General features: G+C 70.5%; 15 protein-coding genes. 9 read left to right on the top strand and 6 right to left on the bottom strand.

Annotated elements, in window-relative coordinates:
* The first annotated feature begins 42 nt into the window (after window positions 1-42).
* Complete coding sequence (locus Q9R47_RS11960) at window positions 43-675, top strand: response regulator transcription factor (RefSeq protein WP_013596140.1); 633 nt, start codon at window positions 43-45, stop codon at window positions 673-675.
* Between the two features lie 202 nt (window positions 676-877).
* Here Q9R47_RS11960 and Q9R47_RS11965 read toward each other — a convergent pair whose 3' ends face one another.
* The 4 genes from Q9R47_RS11965 to gpmA all read right to left on the bottom strand — a co-directional run bounded on the left by Q9R47_RS11965 (window position 878) and on the right by gpmA (window position 4,605).
* Window positions 878-1,273 (bottom strand): response regulator, encoded by a 396-nt coding sequence (locus Q9R47_RS11965; RefSeq protein ID WP_311233412.1) that lies wholly within the window; start codon window positions 1,271-1,273, stop codon window positions 878-880.
* A 94-nt stretch (window positions 1,274-1,367) separates the two neighbouring features.
* Window positions 1,368-2,159 carry a molybdopterin-synthase adenylyltransferase MoeB gene (locus Q9R47_RS11970; RefSeq protein ID WP_311233413.1) on the bottom strand — a complete coding sequence of 264 codons (792 nt, stop codon included), beginning with the start codon at window positions 2,157-2,159 and terminating at the stop codon, window positions 1,368-1,370.
* A 126-nt stretch (window positions 2,160-2,285) separates the two neighbouring features.
* The gene (locus tag Q9R47_RS11975) at window positions 2,286-3,725 is read right to left on the bottom strand and encodes a S41 family peptidase (RefSeq protein WP_311233414.1); all 1,440 of its coding nucleotides are present in this window, start codon (window positions 3,723-3,725) and stop codon (window positions 2,286-2,288) included.
* 136 nt (window positions 3,726-3,861) lie between these two features.
* Window positions 3,862-4,605 (bottom strand): 2,3-diphosphoglycerate-dependent phosphoglycerate mutase, encoded by a 744-nt coding sequence (gene gpmA, locus Q9R47_RS11980; protein ID WP_311233415.1) that lies wholly within the window; start codon window positions 4,603-4,605, stop codon window positions 3,862-3,864.
* Between the two features lie 88 nt (window positions 4,606-4,693).
* Here gpmA and Q9R47_RS11985 point away from each other — a divergent pair, with 88 nt between their 5' ends.
* The 4 genes from Q9R47_RS11985 to Q9R47_RS12000 all read left to right on the top strand — a co-directional run bounded on the left by Q9R47_RS11985 (window position 4,694) and on the right by Q9R47_RS12000 (window position 7,126).
* Window positions 4,694-5,101 carry a rhodanese-like domain-containing protein gene (locus Q9R47_RS11985; protein ID WP_311233416.1) on the top strand — a complete coding sequence of 136 codons (408 nt, stop codon included), beginning with the start codon at window positions 4,694-4,696 and terminating at the stop codon, window positions 5,099-5,101.
* A 58-nt stretch (window positions 5,102-5,159) separates the two neighbouring features.
* Entirely contained in the window at window positions 5,160-5,417 is a 258-nt protein-coding gene (grxC, locus tag Q9R47_RS11990; protein WP_311233417.1) for a glutaredoxin 3, read from the top strand.
* Between the two features lie 127 nt (window positions 5,418-5,544).
* Window positions 5,545-6,003, top strand: coding sequence for a protein-export chaperone SecB (secB, locus tag Q9R47_RS11995; protein WP_311233418.1), 459 nt, complete (start codon window positions 5,545-5,547; stop codon window positions 6,001-6,003).
* Between the two features lie 100 nt (window positions 6,004-6,103).
* The gene (locus Q9R47_RS12000; RefSeq protein ID WP_311233419.1) at window positions 6,104-7,126 is read left to right on the top strand and encodes an NAD(P)H-dependent glycerol-3-phosphate dehydrogenase; all 1,023 of its coding nucleotides are present in this window, start codon (window positions 6,104-6,106) and stop codon (window positions 7,124-7,126) included.
* A 336-nt stretch (window positions 7,127-7,462) separates the two neighbouring features.
* Here Q9R47_RS12000 and panC read toward each other — a convergent pair whose 3' ends face one another.
* Both panC and panB read right to left on the bottom strand, forming a co-directional pair.
* Window positions 7,463-8,308 carry a pantoate--beta-alanine ligase gene (panC, locus tag Q9R47_RS12005; RefSeq protein ID WP_311233420.1) on the bottom strand — a complete coding sequence of 282 codons (846 nt, stop codon included), beginning with the start codon at window positions 8,306-8,308 and terminating at the stop codon, window positions 7,463-7,465.
* 48 nt (window positions 8,309-8,356) lie between these two features.
* On the bottom strand, window positions 8,357-9,247 hold the full coding sequence (gene panB, locus Q9R47_RS12010) for a 3-methyl-2-oxobutanoate hydroxymethyltransferase (protein ID WP_311233421.1): 891 nt from the start codon (window positions 9,245-9,247) through the stop codon (window positions 8,357-8,359).
* A 158-nt stretch (window positions 9,248-9,405) separates the two neighbouring features.
* Between panB and nadC the strand changes: the two genes are divergently transcribed.
* The 4 genes from nadC to Q9R47_RS12030 all read left to right on the top strand — a co-directional run bounded on the left by nadC (window position 9,406) and on the right by Q9R47_RS12030 (window position 14,037).
* A complete protein-coding gene (gene nadC / locus Q9R47_RS12015; RefSeq protein WP_311233422.1) occupies window positions 9,406-10,299 on the top strand; it encodes a carboxylating nicotinate-nucleotide diphosphorylase in 894 nt (297 codons plus the stop codon).
* Between the two features lie 64 nt (window positions 10,300-10,363).
* A complete protein-coding gene (gene nadA, locus Q9R47_RS12020) occupies window positions 10,364-11,494 on the top strand; it encodes a quinolinate synthase NadA (protein WP_311233423.1) in 1,131 nt (376 codons plus the stop codon).
* A 6-nt stretch (window positions 11,495-11,500) separates the two neighbouring features.
* Window positions 11,501-13,306, top strand: coding sequence for an aminodeoxychorismate synthase component I (gene pabB / locus Q9R47_RS12025; RefSeq protein WP_311233424.1), 1,806 nt, complete (start codon window positions 11,501-11,503; stop codon window positions 13,304-13,306).
* Window positions 13,307-13,542: 236 nt separating this feature from the next.
* Entirely contained in the window at window positions 13,543-14,037 is a 495-nt protein-coding gene (locus Q9R47_RS12030; protein ID WP_311233425.1) for a hypothetical protein, read from the top strand.
* Window positions 14,038-14,153: the final 116 nt, after the last annotated feature.

Consider the following 14,153-nt stretch of genomic DNA (forward strand, 5'->3'; position numbering starts at 1 on the left):
ACCAACGATGGGCAGCCTTGCTGCCTCTTGAAAGAACTATCAATGATCAAGATCGGCATTGTGGATGACCATGCGATTGTCCGCTCGGGATTGCGACAATTTCTGTCAGAACATGTAGACCTTCGCGTCGTGGGCGAAGCGTCCAACGGCCGCGAGGCCATCGACCTCGTGCGCAACCACGAGATCGACGTGCTGCTGATGGACCTGTCCATGCCCGGCCAAAGTGGACTCGACGCCCTGGCCATGCTCCGCGCGAAGGCGCCGGACATGGGCATCCTCATCCTGAGCGGCTACCCCGAGGAGCACTACGCCATCAACCTCATCCGCCAGGGTGCGAGCGGCTACCTCAACAAGGAATGCGACCCCAAGGAGATCGTGGAGGCGATCCGCACCATCTCGCTGGGCCGCCGCTATCTCACGCCCGCCGTGGCCGATCTGCTCGCGCAGCAGCTCAACCGCAAGGACGACGCGCCGCCGCACGAACAGCTCTCCGAACGCGAGTTCCAGGTGTTCCTGAAGCTGGCCAAGGGCGAGACCGCGGGCGACATCGCCAAGTCGCTGTCCCTCAGCGTGAAGACCGTGAGCACGTACCGCACGCGGCTCATGGAGAAGATGGCGCTGTCGTCCAACAGCGACCTGACCTACTACGCGCTGAAGAACAAGCTGATCGATTGATCTGCCCCCGGGGTGCCCGCGGCGCCCCGCGCTTCCATCGCGCCCTTGCGCAAGCCGCCCTGGTGGCCGCCGGGCGCGAGGAAAAAGACCCCGGACGGGAAACCGTCCGGGGTCTTTGCATTGGGGTCCGCAGGGTGGAGCGGAATGCTGGGCGCGAAGCCTTCGCTCCAGGGCGGGCTTCGCGCGGAAACGATTGCGCGGCTCAGGCGCTGCTGGCCGATTTGCGCAGCGTGCCGTGCTCGACGCAATACTCGACGAGCGCGTCGATCTCGTTGGATTTGTCGAAGACGGCATCGACGCCGAGCTGGGCGCAGCGCATGCGCACGTCCGGCGTGGCGTAGTTGCTGAGGACCACCATCTTCTGGCGCGGGCCGCGCGTGCGGCAGGCCGCGAGGACGCCGAGCCCGCTGCCCTGGCGCAGGAACAGATCGACGATGGCGAGATCCCACTGCTCAGGGTGGCTGGCGAGCCACTCCTTGCCTTCGTCTTCCGTCTCGGCGACGCCCACGGCTTCGACTTCCGCCAGCTCCTCCAACGTGCCGATCAGGTTCTCCCGGATCGTGGCGTTGTCTTCAACAATATAGGTGCGCAGTTTCACTGTGGAGCCTGGTCCGTATCAGGGGCCGGATGGGGGGATTGATCACGGCTCTACTTTATAGAGAGAGAGCCGGCATTCTGCCAGCAGCAGGGTGTTACCCCGGTAGGATTTCTCCTACCGCTGTCGGGTGGCCGGGGTGGCCGTTCCTGCAGACCGGGCATGCAGGGTCCCGGTGCGCGCGCATCGCCGTCCACTCCATCGAGAGTCCATCCAGCATCAGCAGCCGGCCCGCGAGCGAACGGCCCACGCCGGCCAGCAGCTTGAGCGCCTCGGCCGCCTGCATCGCGCCGATGATGCCCACCATCGGCGAGAACACGCCCATCGTGGAGCACCGTACCTCCTCGAAATCGGCATCGGGCGGGAACAGGCAGGCATAGCAGGGCGCATCGGGCACCGCGGGCTGCACCACGGTGATCTGCCCGTCGAAGCGGATCGCGGCGCCCGCCACCAGCGGCACGCCGTGGCGCACGCAGGCGGCGTTCACGGCCTGGCGCGTGGCGTAGTTGTCGCTGCAGTCGAGCACCACGTCGGCCGTGGGCACGTGCGCATCCAGCCAGGCGGCGTCGGCGCGCAGCGGCAGCGCATCGACGCGCACCTGGGGGTTCACCGCGTGCAGGGCCTCGGCGGCCGAGGCCACTTTCGGCTGGCCGATGCGCGCCGTGGTGTGGGCGATCTGCCGCTGCAGGTTCGTGAGGTCCACGGTGTCGGCATCGACCAGCGTGATCCGGCCGACGCCTGCCGATGCGAGGAAAAGGGCGGCCGGCGAGCCGAGACCGCCCGCGCCGATGAGGAGGGCATGCGCCGCCAGCAGCCGTTCCTGGCCCTCGATGCCGATCTCGTCGAGCAGGATGTGGCGGGAATAGCGCAGGAGCTGGTCGTCGTTCATGGAGGGAAGTGTGCCGGGGCGATGATGCGGCGATCGGGCGCGGGGCCGGTGCCGCGGAAGACAGCAAAAAGCCGGGCTCCCTGCGGAGCCCGGCCTGTGGATGAGCGCCTGCGGGCAGGCCGGAGATCAGTTGTCCTTCTTCTCTTCCTTGCGCTCGGTCTGCGTCTTGCTCGCGACCACGGGCTGGCCCTTGAGCTGGTTCAGCGCCTGGGTGAGCTGGAAGTCCTTCTCGGTGCCGAACTCCGGCATCTTGTTGCGCTCGGAGGCGGGCTTCTTCGCCTCTTCCTCCAGGCGCTTGCGGGCTTCCTCGCGGGCCTTCTCGCGGGCGGCGTCCTTCTGCTCCTCGCCCTGGCCGCTGGTCAGGTGCTTCTCGAGGTCGGCCTCGCGCATGCGCAGCGCGGCGTACGGATCGCCGTCGGCGCTGTCGTCCACCATGACGTCGGGGACGATGCCCTTGGCCTGGATGGATTTGCCGCTCGGGGTGTAGTAGCGGGCGGTGGTGAGCTTGATGCCGGTGTCCGGGCCGAGCGGGCGCACGGTCTGCACCGAGCCCTTGCCGAAGGTCTGGCTGCCCAGGATGGTGGCGCGCTTGTGGTCCTGCAGCGCACCGGCCACGATCTCGCTCGCGGAGGCCGAGCCTTCGTTGACGAGCACCACGAGCGGCACGCTCTTCAGCGCCGCCGGCAGCCGCTTGAGCGGATCGCCGCTGCCACGGCGCTGGTAGAACTCGGGCGAGGCCTTGTACTCGGCCTTGCTCTCCGGGAGCTGGCCGTTGGTGGACACGACAGTCACGTTCTCGGGCAGGAACGCGGCGGAGATGGCCACGGCCGCGTCGAGCAGGCCGCCCGGATCGTTGCGCAGGTCGAGCACCATGCCCTTGATGTTCGGGTCCTGGCGGTAGATCTCCTCGACCTTGCGCACGAAGTCGTCCACCGTGCGCTCCTGGAACTGCGACAGGCGCACCCAGGCGTAGCCCGGCTCGACGACCTTGCCCTTCACCGACTGCGTCTTGATCTCCTCGCGGGTGATCGTGACCGGGAAGGTGCGGCTCTCGTCCTTGCGGAACACGGTGAGCGTCACCTGGGTGTTGGGCTCGCCGCGCATCTTCTTCACGGCTTCGTTGAGGGCCAGGCCCTTGACCGCCGTGTCGTCGATCTTGGTGATGAGGTCGTTGGTCTTGAGCCCGGCGCGGAAGGCGGGGGAGCCCTCGATCGGCGAGACGATCTTGATCAGCCCGTCTTCCTGCGTGATCTCGATGCCCACGCCCACGAAGCGGCCCGTGGTGCCTTCGCGGAATTCCTTGAAGGACTTCTTGTCGAAGTACTGGGAGTGGGGGTCGAGGCTCGACACCATGCCCGAGATGGCATCGGTGATGAGCTTCTTGTCGTCCACCGGCTCGACGTAGTCGGTCTTGATGAGGCCGAAGACCGCCGAGAGCTGCTGGATCTCTTCGAGGGGAAGCGGAGTCATGGCTCCGCGCGCGACGGTCTGCAGGGACACCGTGGTCAGGGCGCCGGCGAACACGCCGATCGACACCCATCCTGCTATCTTGAGTTTCTGGCCCATTCGGAAAACACCTTTGCCGGGTTCAAGGTTCAATATACACCCCCTTGGAAAGCACGGGCGGCGCGCAGTTCCGCGTCCTGCCGTGCTTTTGGGGGTTTTCTCGGGTTTTCCGCAGTGACGCGGGCCTGCCCGGGACTCAGGCCTTGCCCTGGGATGCCACGGCTGCCGCCGCCTTGGCCGCCGCCTCGGCATCGCCCAGGTAGTAGTGGCGCAGCGGCTTCAGGTCGTCGTCCAGCTCGTAGACCAGGGGGATGCCGTTGGGGATGTTCAGGCCGACGATGTCGTCGTCCGAGATGCCGTCCAGGTACTTGACCAGGGCGCGGATCGAGTTGCCGTGCGCCGCGACCACCACGCGCTGGCCCGAACGGATGGCGGGCGCGATGCGCTCGTTCCAGTAGGGCAGGACGCGGGCGACGGTGTCCTTCAGGCATTCGGTGAGCGGGATCTGCTCGGCGTCCAGGCCCGCATAGCGGACGTCGCCGCGCTCGCTGCGCGGGTCGGTGGCTTCGAGCGCGGGCGGCGGCGTGTCGTAGCTGCGCCGCCAGACGAGCACCTGCGCATCGCCGTACTGCTTGGCCATGTCGGCCTTGTTGAGGCCCTGCAGGGCGCCGTAGTGGCGCTCGTTGAGGCGCCAGCTGTGCTCCACGGGCAGCCAGGTGCGGTCCATCTCGTCGAGCACGTGCCAGAGGGTGCGCGTGGCGCGCTTGAGCACGCTGGTGAAGGCCAGGTCGAACCCGTAGCCCTCGGCCTTCAGGAGGCGGCCGGCGTTCTTGGCCTGTTCGATGCCGGTGGGCGTGAGGTCCACGTCGGTCCAGCCGGTGAAGCGGTTTTCGAGGTTCCAGGTGGATTCGCCGTGGCGGATCAGGACGAGTTTGTGCATGGTTGCAGGGGAAGTGGGAAGCTGTGGAATCGGGCGGGTCAAACGCCGCATTCTAAAATTGCGGGGTTTGCTTTCCCCAAGGACTCCCGTGAATTTCTTCATCGACAACTGGTATCTCGTCCTCGTCGCACTGGTTTCGGGCGCGATGCTGCTCCTGCCCATCTTCCGCGAAGCCGCGGGCGGCTCGCTCACCGCGGCACGCGCGGTGCAACTCATCAACCGCGAGAAGGCCGTGGTGGTCGACGTGTCGGAGCCCGACGAGTTCGCGGCCGGCCATGTCGGCGGTGCGAAGAACGTGCCCCTGGGCCAGCTGGAAGAGCGCCTGCCGCAGGTCGTCAAGAACAAGACCGTGCCGCTGGTGCTGGTGTGCGCCAAGGGCGCCCGGGCGCAGCGCGCGGTGGCCGTGGCCAAGAAGCTCGGCTATGAGAAGGCCGAGGCGCTCGCGGGCGGGCTCAAGGCCTGGCGCGAGGCCGGCATGCCGGTTGAAAAGGCCTGAAGCGGCACCACGTGCCACTGCATATCCCACGCAAGCAATCTTCCAGGAAGGCCGCGCCATGCAAACCGTCAAGATGTACACCACCGCCGTCTGCCCCTACTGCATCCGGGCCAAGCAGATCCTGAAGGCCAAAGGGGTGGACGCGATCGAGGAGATCCGCGTCGATCTCGACCCCGCGGCCCGTTCGCACATGATGGAGATCACGGGGCGCCGCACGGTGCCGCAGATCTTCATCGGCGACACGCACGTCGGCGGCCACGACGACCTCGTCGCGCTCGACGGGCGCGGCGGCCTGATGCCGCTGCTCGGCGCCTGAGAATCGGCGCCGGCCGGCGCTGCATAATGCGGCCCCGAGTGCTGCCCGCTGCGGGACCGCGACGTCCCCGGCGGGCTTTGTCCTACTCGGCCCTCTTCCCCGTTTCCGAATCGAAAGAACGACCCTCATGTCCGAAGAAAATCCCGTGTTCCAGATCCAGCGCGTGTATCTGAAGGATCTGTCCCTGGAGCAGCCGAACTCGCCCCAGATCCTGCTGGAGCAGGAGCAGCCCAACGTGGACATCCAGCTGGGCGTCGAGGCCGCTCCGGTCGCCGACGGCATTTTCGAAGTGGCCGTGACGGCCACCGTGCAGACCAAGATCAAGGACAAGACGGTGTTCCTGGTGGAGGCCAAGCAGGCCGGCATCTTCGAGATCCGCAACATCCCCGAGGACCAGATGGGCCCGATCATGGGCATCGCCTGCCCGCAGATCGTGTACCCCTACCTGCGCGGCAACATCGCCGACGTGGTGACGCGCGCCGGTTTCCCGCCCGTGCACCTGGCGGAGATCAACTTCCAGGCCATGTACGAGCAGCAGCAGGCCCAGGTGGCCTCCGCCGCTCCGACGCCCGGCGTCACGCAGTGATGCACGCCTGCGCCGCCGCGTGGCGGCGCACCCGGGAAGCCCGCTGGCGGCTTCCCGCGCGGGGCCGCCGCCGGCGCGGTCCCGCCCGATTCCCACATCCATGAAGATCATCGTGTTCGGTGCGGGCGCCTGGGGCACCGCCATGGCGCTCAGCGCGGCGGCGCATCCGGCCCGGCATGCCGTGACCCTCTGGGCGCGCGACGGGCAGCAGGCGGCCGCGATGCAGGCGGACCGCGGGAACCCGCGCTATCTGCCCGGCATCGCGTTTCCGCCGGGCCTGCAGGTGGCCGGCGGCGACAGCCTGCAGGCGCTGGCGGATGCCGCGGCCGATCTCGCCATCATCGCCACGCCCATGTCGGGCCTGCGGGGCATGCTGGAGCGGCTGCGCGGCAGCGCCGTTCCGGTCGCTTGGCTCTGCAAAGGCTTCGAGGCGGCGTCCCCGGGCGGTGATGCGCAGGGCCTGATGGCGCACGAGGTCTGTACCCGCGTGGCGCCGGAGCTGCGTTCGGGTGCCTTGAGCGGCCCGAGTTTCGCGCTGGAAGCTGCGCAGGGCCGGCCGACCGCGCTGGTCGCCGCGAGCCGCGATGCGGGTCTGCGCGACATGCTCGTCGAGGCCTTCCACGGGCCCACGCTGCGCGTCTACGCCAATGAAGACATCGTGGGCGTGGAAGTGGGCGGGGCGGTGAAGAACGTGCTGGCGATCGCCACGGGGCTGTGCGACGGCCTGGGGCTGGGCATGAACGCCCGCGCGGCCCTGATCACGCGCGGCCTGGCCGAGATGACCCGCCTGGGGGTGGCGCTGGGTGCGCGGGCGGAGACCTTCATGGGCCTCTCGGGCCTGGGCGATCTGGTGCTCACCGCCACGGGGGATCTGTCGCGCAATCGCCGCGTGGGCCTCGCGCTCGCGCAGGGATCGAGCGCTCAGCAGGCGGTGGAGTCCCTCGGTCACGTGGCCGAGGGCGTGTACAGCGCGCGCACCGTCGTGCAGCGCGCACGCCAGGCAGGGGTGGACATGCCGATCGCCGAAGAGGTGGTGTCGCTGCTGGACGGTGCCACCACGGCCACCGAAGCGGTGGCCCGGCTGATGGGGCGCGGCCCGGCGATGGAAGTGCCGGGTGGCTGAACCCCAGACGCGGCAAGGGCGCCCGGAGGCGCCCTGACATGGCCGGGGCCATAGGGTGCTTACAGCACGCCGAAGAGCATCAGCAGCAGGACGAGGGACAGAGGAACGCCGAGGAGCCAGAGGATGATGGGCATGGTCTTCTCCTAAAAAAGAGGTGGGTTGCAGATGGGTCTACCTTAAGGCCCATGCCCTGCGTGGATTGTGCGCGGGCGGCACCTGCCGGCGTAGGTGGGCGCCTTCCGCCCGCGCCGGACGTGCCCCGCCGGGATGCTGCATCCCAGGCGCCTGCGGCCTTTCTGGCGCGGCCGTGCGCCAGGCCGCGTTCCGCACGCCGCGCTAGAACTCCAGGTTGTCGATGAGCCGCGTCGATCCGATGCGTGCGGCGCCCAGCGCGACCAGCGTCCCCGCCCGGGAATCGCTGGCCGGCTGCAGGTCGCTGCGCTGCCGCACCACGAGGTAGTCGGGCTGCCAGCCCTGGGCACGCAGCGCCTCGCAGGCCGCCTGCTCGAGCGCGGGCCAGTCGGCCAGGGGCCGCGACAGCGCCGCGTCGGCCAGCGCCCGCAGCGCGCGCGGCAGCTCCGCCGCCTGAGACCGCTCGCCGCTCGCGAGATAGCCGTTGCGCGAGCTGAGGGCCAGGCCGTCGTCCGCGCGGCAGGTGTCGCCGGCTACCACGTCGATGGGCAGCGCGAACTGCTCGACCATGCGGTGGATCACCATCAGCTGCTGGTAGTCCTTCTTGCCGAACACCGCGGTGCCGCCGCCCGTCGTGCCGAACACGGCGGAGAACAGCTTCATCACCACGGTGCACACGCCGGTGAAGAAGCCGGGGCGGAATTCGCCCTCCAGCAGGTCGGCCAGGCGTGGATCGGGATGCACCTTGAAGGTCTGCGGCTCGGGGTAGAGATCCGCCTCGCGCGGCGCGAACAGGATGTCGCAGCCGGCGGCTTCGAGGCGTGCGCGGTCGGCGTCCCAGGTGCGGGGGTAGCTGTCGAAATCCTCGTGCGGCAGGAACTGCAGCCGGTTCACGAAGATGCTGGCGACGGTCGGGCCGCCGCATTCGCGGGCCCGCCGCACGAGCGAGAGATGCCCGTCGTGCAGGTTGCCCATGGTGGGAACGAAGGCGGGGCGGCCGCGGCCGGCGAGCGCGGCGCGCAGCTCCGCGATGGAATGGACGATGAGCATGGACGAAGTGCGGAGAAGGGACGGAGTCGGCGTTCTGGAAGGCGGGTGCTACCAGGCGTGGCGCGCGTCGTCGGGGAATCGGCCCGCCTTGACGGCGTGCACGTAGGCTTCGATGGCGCCGCGCACGCTGCCGGTGTCCTGCATGAAGTCGTGCACGAAGCGCGGCATGCGGCCGAGGTTCATGCCCAGCATGTCGTGGAGCACCAGCACCTGGCCGGCCGTGCCGCTGCCCGCGCCGATGCCGATGGTGTGGCAGCGGGGCAGCGCTTCGGTGAGCTCGCGTGCGAGGACGGCAGGCACCATCTCGAGCACCAGCATGGAGGCGCCGGCATCCTGCAGCTCGCGGGCCTGCAGCCGCAGCTGGCGTGCGGCGTCGTCGTCGCGGCCCTGCACGCGGTAGCCGCCCAGCGCATGCACCGTCTGCGGCGTGAGCCCGAGGTGGGCGCACACGGGGATGCCGCGCTCCACGAGGAACTGCACCGTGGGTGCCGTCCATCCGCCGCCTTCGAGCTTCACCATGTGGGCGCCTGCCTGCATCAGCGTGCAGGCGCTGCGCAGGGCCTGCTCGCGGCCCTCGGCATAGCTGCCGTAGGGCAGGTCGGCGATGAGCCAGGCGGTGCCCTGCACGCGGTGCAGGCCGCGGGCCACGCTGGCCGTGTGGTAGGCCATGGTGTCGAGCGTCACGCCGACGGTGCTGGGCAGGCCCTGGCAGACCATGCCGAGCGAATCGCCCACGAGGATGCATTCCACGCCCGCTGCGTCGGCCACGGCCGCGAAGGTGGCGTCGTAGGCGGTGATCATGGCGATCTTCTCGCCGGCTTCGCGCATCTGCGCCAGGCGCGGCAGGCTCACGGGCCGGCGCTGCGGCAGGGGCGATGCGGGCGGCAGGGTGCCGTAGGGCGTGGCGGTGGAAGAGGCCGGCGGCGATGTCGTGGTCATGGAGTCCTCGGGTCGCGAATGAGCCGCGAGTCTATGCGAGCGCGGGCCGGGCGGGGCGGCCCCGCCAGCACTCGCCATGCGGGCATTCGCGGGCGCATGCAGGGTATCCCATGGCTGAGCTGCCACCGCGGCCCTGGTTGCCGGTATGCTCGCGGCCCATGACGAATCCGTTCCAGCCACCCGCCGGCGTGTCCGGCGATGCCGATCTGCAGACCGTGGTGCGGGCCGACGTGGCCCGGGCCCTCGAGGAAGACGTGGGCGCGGGCGACCTGACGGCCGCCCTGATCGATCCCGCCCGGCGCGTGCGCGCGCGCATCCTGGCCCGGGAGCCGGCGGTGATCTGCGGCGCCCCGTGGGCCGAGGCGGCGCTGCGTACGCTCGACCCGGGCGTGCAGCTCATCTGGCACGTGCAGGAGGGCGAGCGCTGCGCTGCCGACCAGGTCGTGCTGGAGATCGAAGGCCAGGCACGCGCGCTGCTGAGCGCCGAGCGCACGGCGCTCAACTTCCTGCAACTGCTGTCCGCCGTGGCCACCAAGACCCGGCACTACGTGGACGCGGTGGCGGGCGCGCGCGCGCAGATCGTGGACACGCGCAAGACGCTGCCCGGCCTGCGCCTGGCGCAGAAGTACGCCGTGCGCATGGGGGGCGGCACGAACCACCGCATCGGGCTGCACGACGCGGTGCTCATCAAGGAAAACCACATCGCCGCCGCGGGCGGCGTCACGGCGGTGCTGCGCGCGGCCGCCGCCGTGGCCGCCCGGGCGCAGTTCGTCGAGATCGAATGCGAGACGCTGGAGCAGCTGGCCGAGGCGCTGGATGCCGGCGCCCGCATGGTGCTGCTGGACAACATGCCGCTGCCGATGCTGCACGATGCCGTGCGCCTGAACGCCGCGCACCCGGCGGGGCCGGCGATTCTCGAAATCTCCGGCGGCGTGACGCTGGAGGGCCTGCGCGCGCTGGCCGAGACGGGCGTGGACCGCATTTCCATCGGCACCCTGACCAAGGACGTGAAGGCGGTCGATTTCTCGATGCGCCTCCAGGACCTCTCCTGAGCGGCCCGGGCCGCGCCTTTTTCCGCCAAGACCACGGGGCCGCTTCACACCGGCCCGACCCACCATGACGACCGACAACGCCCTCGCCATCCAGCCCGTGGAATACGAACAGCCCGTCGCCGAGGGCAGCGGCGTGTGCTCCACACGCCATGCCTGGGCCCGCGTGCCGCCCGAGCCCGCGCCGGCCGAGCGCGCCGCGCTGAAGGACCGCATCCGCGGGCTGCTGAAGGAGCGCAACGCCGTGATGGTGTCGCACTACTACGTGCACCCGGATCTGCAGGACCTGGCCGAGGAGACGGGCGGCCTCGTGAGCGATTCGCTGGAGATGGCGCGCTTCGGGCGCGACCACGCGGCGCAGACGCTGGTGGTCTCCGGCGTGCGCTTCATGGGCGAGACGGCCAAGATCCTCTCGCCCGAGAAGACCGTGCTCATGCCGGACCTGGATGCCACCTGCTCGCTCGACCTGGGCTGCCCGGTGGATGCCTTCGGCGCCTTCTGCGACCAGCATCCCGACCGCACCGTGGTGGTGTATGCCAACACCAGCGCAGCGGTGAAGGCGCGCGCCGACTGGCTGGTGACCTCGAGTTGCGCGCTGGAGATCGTCTCCGCCCTCAAGGCGGCGGGCCACAAAATCCTCTGGGCGCCGGACCGGCACCTGGGCAGCTACATCCAGCGCGAGACCGGCGCGGACATGCTGTTCTGGAACGGCGCCTGCATCGTGCACGACGAGTTCAAGGCGCACGAGCTGGAAGCGCTGAAGCGCGAGCATCCGCAGGCGAAGGTGCTGGTGCACCCCGAGAGCCCCGCCGAGGTGGTGGCGCTGGCCGATGCGGTGGGCTCCACCAGTGCCATCCTGAAGGCCGCGCGCGAGATGGATGCGCGCGAATTCATCGTGGCCACCGACAACGGGATGATGCACAAGCTGCGCGCCCTCAACCCGGGCAAGGTGTTCCACGAGGCGCCCACGGCCGGCAACAGCGCCACCTGCAAGAGCTGCGCGCACTGCCCGTGGATGGCCATGAACGGCCTGGCCGACGTGGCGCGGGTGCTGGAAACCGGCGCCAATGCGGTGCACGTGGACCCGGCGCTGATCCCGCGCGCACGCGAGCCGATCGACCGCATGCTGGCCTTCACCGCGGCGCTGAAGGGCGGCCAGCCGGCCGGCGCGCTGGTGCCCCGCATCGGCGCGGCATGAGATGACATGACGGCCTGCCGCATCGATTTCGCCACTCCGCTGGAGCGCGGTGCGCCGCGGCTGCGCCGGGCCTTCGCGCAGCCGGAGGCGGTGCTCGTGGCCCACGCGCCGGGCGAGGTGCGGGGCGTGCTCGATGCGGTGGAGGCCGCCGCCCGGCGGGGCGCGTGGTGCGTGGGCTACCTGCGCTACGAGGCGGCAGCGGCATTCGATGCAGCGCTCGTCACGCATGCCGCCGACGGGCCGCTGGCGTGGTTCGCGGTGTATGGCGCCCCGCTGACGGCCGGCGATGGCGACGCGCATGCAGAGAGCGCTGCCGGCACCGCGCCGCAGCAGGCATCCGCCACGGCGGAGGGCTGGGCCGGGCTGGACCGCCCCGCCTTCGATGCCGCGTTCGGCCGCATCCAGCAGGCGATCCGCGACGGCGAGCTCTACCAGGTGAATTTCACGGCACCGCTGCGGGGGCGCCTCGAAGGCTCCCCGGCGGCCTTCTTCGATGCCCTGCGGCGCGCCCAGCCGGGCGGGTATGCCGCGTACATCGATGCGGGCAGCGAGCAGGTGCTGTCGGTGTCGCCCGAGCTGTTCTTCGATTGGCGCTCCGGGCCCGGGGGCGGCGACATCCTCGCGCGGCCCATGAAGGGCACGGCGCCGCGCGGCGCCACGCCGGAAGCGGACGCCGCCCATGCGGAGCACCTGCGCACGGCGCCCAAGGAGCGGGCCGAGAACGTGATGATCGTGGACCTGCTGCGCAACGACCTGTCGCGCATCGCCGAGCCGCACAGCGTGCGCGTGCCGGCGCTTTTCCGCACGCAGGCGCTGCCCACCGTGTGGCAGATGACCTCCGACGTCACGGCGCGCACGCGGCCCGGCACCGGCCTGGCCGACGTGTTCGCGGCGCTGTTCCCGTGCGGTTCGGTCACCGGCGCGCCGAAGGTGCAGGCCATGCGGACGATCCGGGAACTCGAAAGCGGACCGCGCTGCGTGTACTGCGGCGCGGTCGGCGTGGTGCGGCCCGGCGGGCCGGTGGGCGCGGGAGGCATCGCGGCCACGTTCAACGTACCGATCCGCACCGTGGTGCTGCGCGGGACCGAGGCGGTCTGCGGCATCGGCAGCGGGATCACCTCCGACGCGCAGGCGGATGCCGAATGGCGCGAGTGGCGCCACAAGCGGGCCTTCGTGGAGCGCGCGAGCCGGCCTTTCGAAGTGCTGGAGACGCTGGCGCTGGAGGGCGGGCACTTCCGCCACGCAGAGGACCACCTCGCGCGCATGGCCGGCACCGCCGCGCATTTCGGTTTCGCCTGGAACGGCGCGCGCGCGCGGGCCTGCCTGGACGGGCTGGCCGCGGCGCATCCGCAGGGGCGCTGGCGCACCCGCCTGCTGCTGGATGCCGCGGGTACGCCGCGCGCCGAGGCCTTTCCGTGTCCCGAGGTGGCGGTGCCGGTGCGCCTGCGCCTGGCCGATCGCCCGTTCGAGGCGGCGCACGGTGAATTCGTGCGCCACAAGACCACGCGGCGGGAGCACTACGCGGCATTCGCGCCCACCCGGCCGGGCGTGTTCGACACGGTGCTGTGGAACGAGGCCGGCGAGATCACCGAGGGCACGTTCGGCAACGTCGCGGCGCTGCTGGACGGCCGCTGGATCACGCCGCCGGTCACCTGCGGCCTGCTGCCCGGCGTGGGCCGCGCGGTGGCGCTGCGGGAAGGGCGGATCGCCGAGGGCATCCTCCGGCGCGAGGACGTGCCGCGCGTGCAGGGCTGGGCCTTCCTCAACAGCCTGCGCGGCTGGCTGCCGGCGGAGCTGGATACCGGCGCCTGACCGGCGCGGTCCTGCCGTCCGCCCGCGCCGGCGGACTTCGTTCGCGTGCGCGATGCTTCGCACGCAGGTGGTGGCCTTGGCGCGCCGGCACTACCTTTGCGCCATGGACCAGCGGCCGCGCGACAAGCAGGCCGTCGCCGCCGGACCATCTGCAGCCGGCAGGCAGCACGGTGGGTGCCGCACGGGGGCACCCATGCCGGGCACCGGTCCTCCCTGAACAACGACAAGGATTCTCCATGCCATCGCCTTTCGCGCTCGCGGCCCCCGACAAAGGAGCCGACCGCTTCAGTCCCTCCCCGACCGACCCGCTGGATGTCCTCCGCGACGCCGTCCGTGCGCTCGGGCTGGGCAGCGAGGAGGCCGACCGCGCCGCCGAGGATGGCGGCTGCGCGATCGACGACCTGCTCATCACGGTGGCCCCGATGCCGCAGCCCCCGTCGCCCGCCACGGCGGCGCAACCGGCCGGCCTGCCGGTGATGCTCACGGTGGTCATGCCGCAGCGCTTCGCCGAGATGGCACCCCAGGATGCTTCCGCATTGCTCGCGAATGCCCCGGGTCTGCTGGCGGGCTTCGATGCGGCGATCGGCTGCCTTCCGGAAGGAGAAGCCACGCTGCACCGCCGCATCGCGCTGCCGGACGACGACACCGGCGGGCAGGCGCTGGCCCGCGAAATGGTGGCCTCGGCGCGCCTGGCCAGCCTGGTGTTCGCGACCGGCGTGGCGGGAGACTGAGCATGGCCACGTCCATTTCCTGCTCCCAGCCCGCACGCACGGCGGGCGCTCCCCGCGGCCCGGAGGACCGGACGCCGGACGCCGTCGCCCGCACGACGTCCGACGCCCTCGATTCA

It is taken from the genome of Acidovorax sp. PRC11, from assembly GCF_031844105.1.
In the GTDB taxonomy this organism is placed as follows: Bacteria; Pseudomonadota; Gammaproteobacteria; order Burkholderiales; family Burkholderiaceae_C; genus Paracidovorax.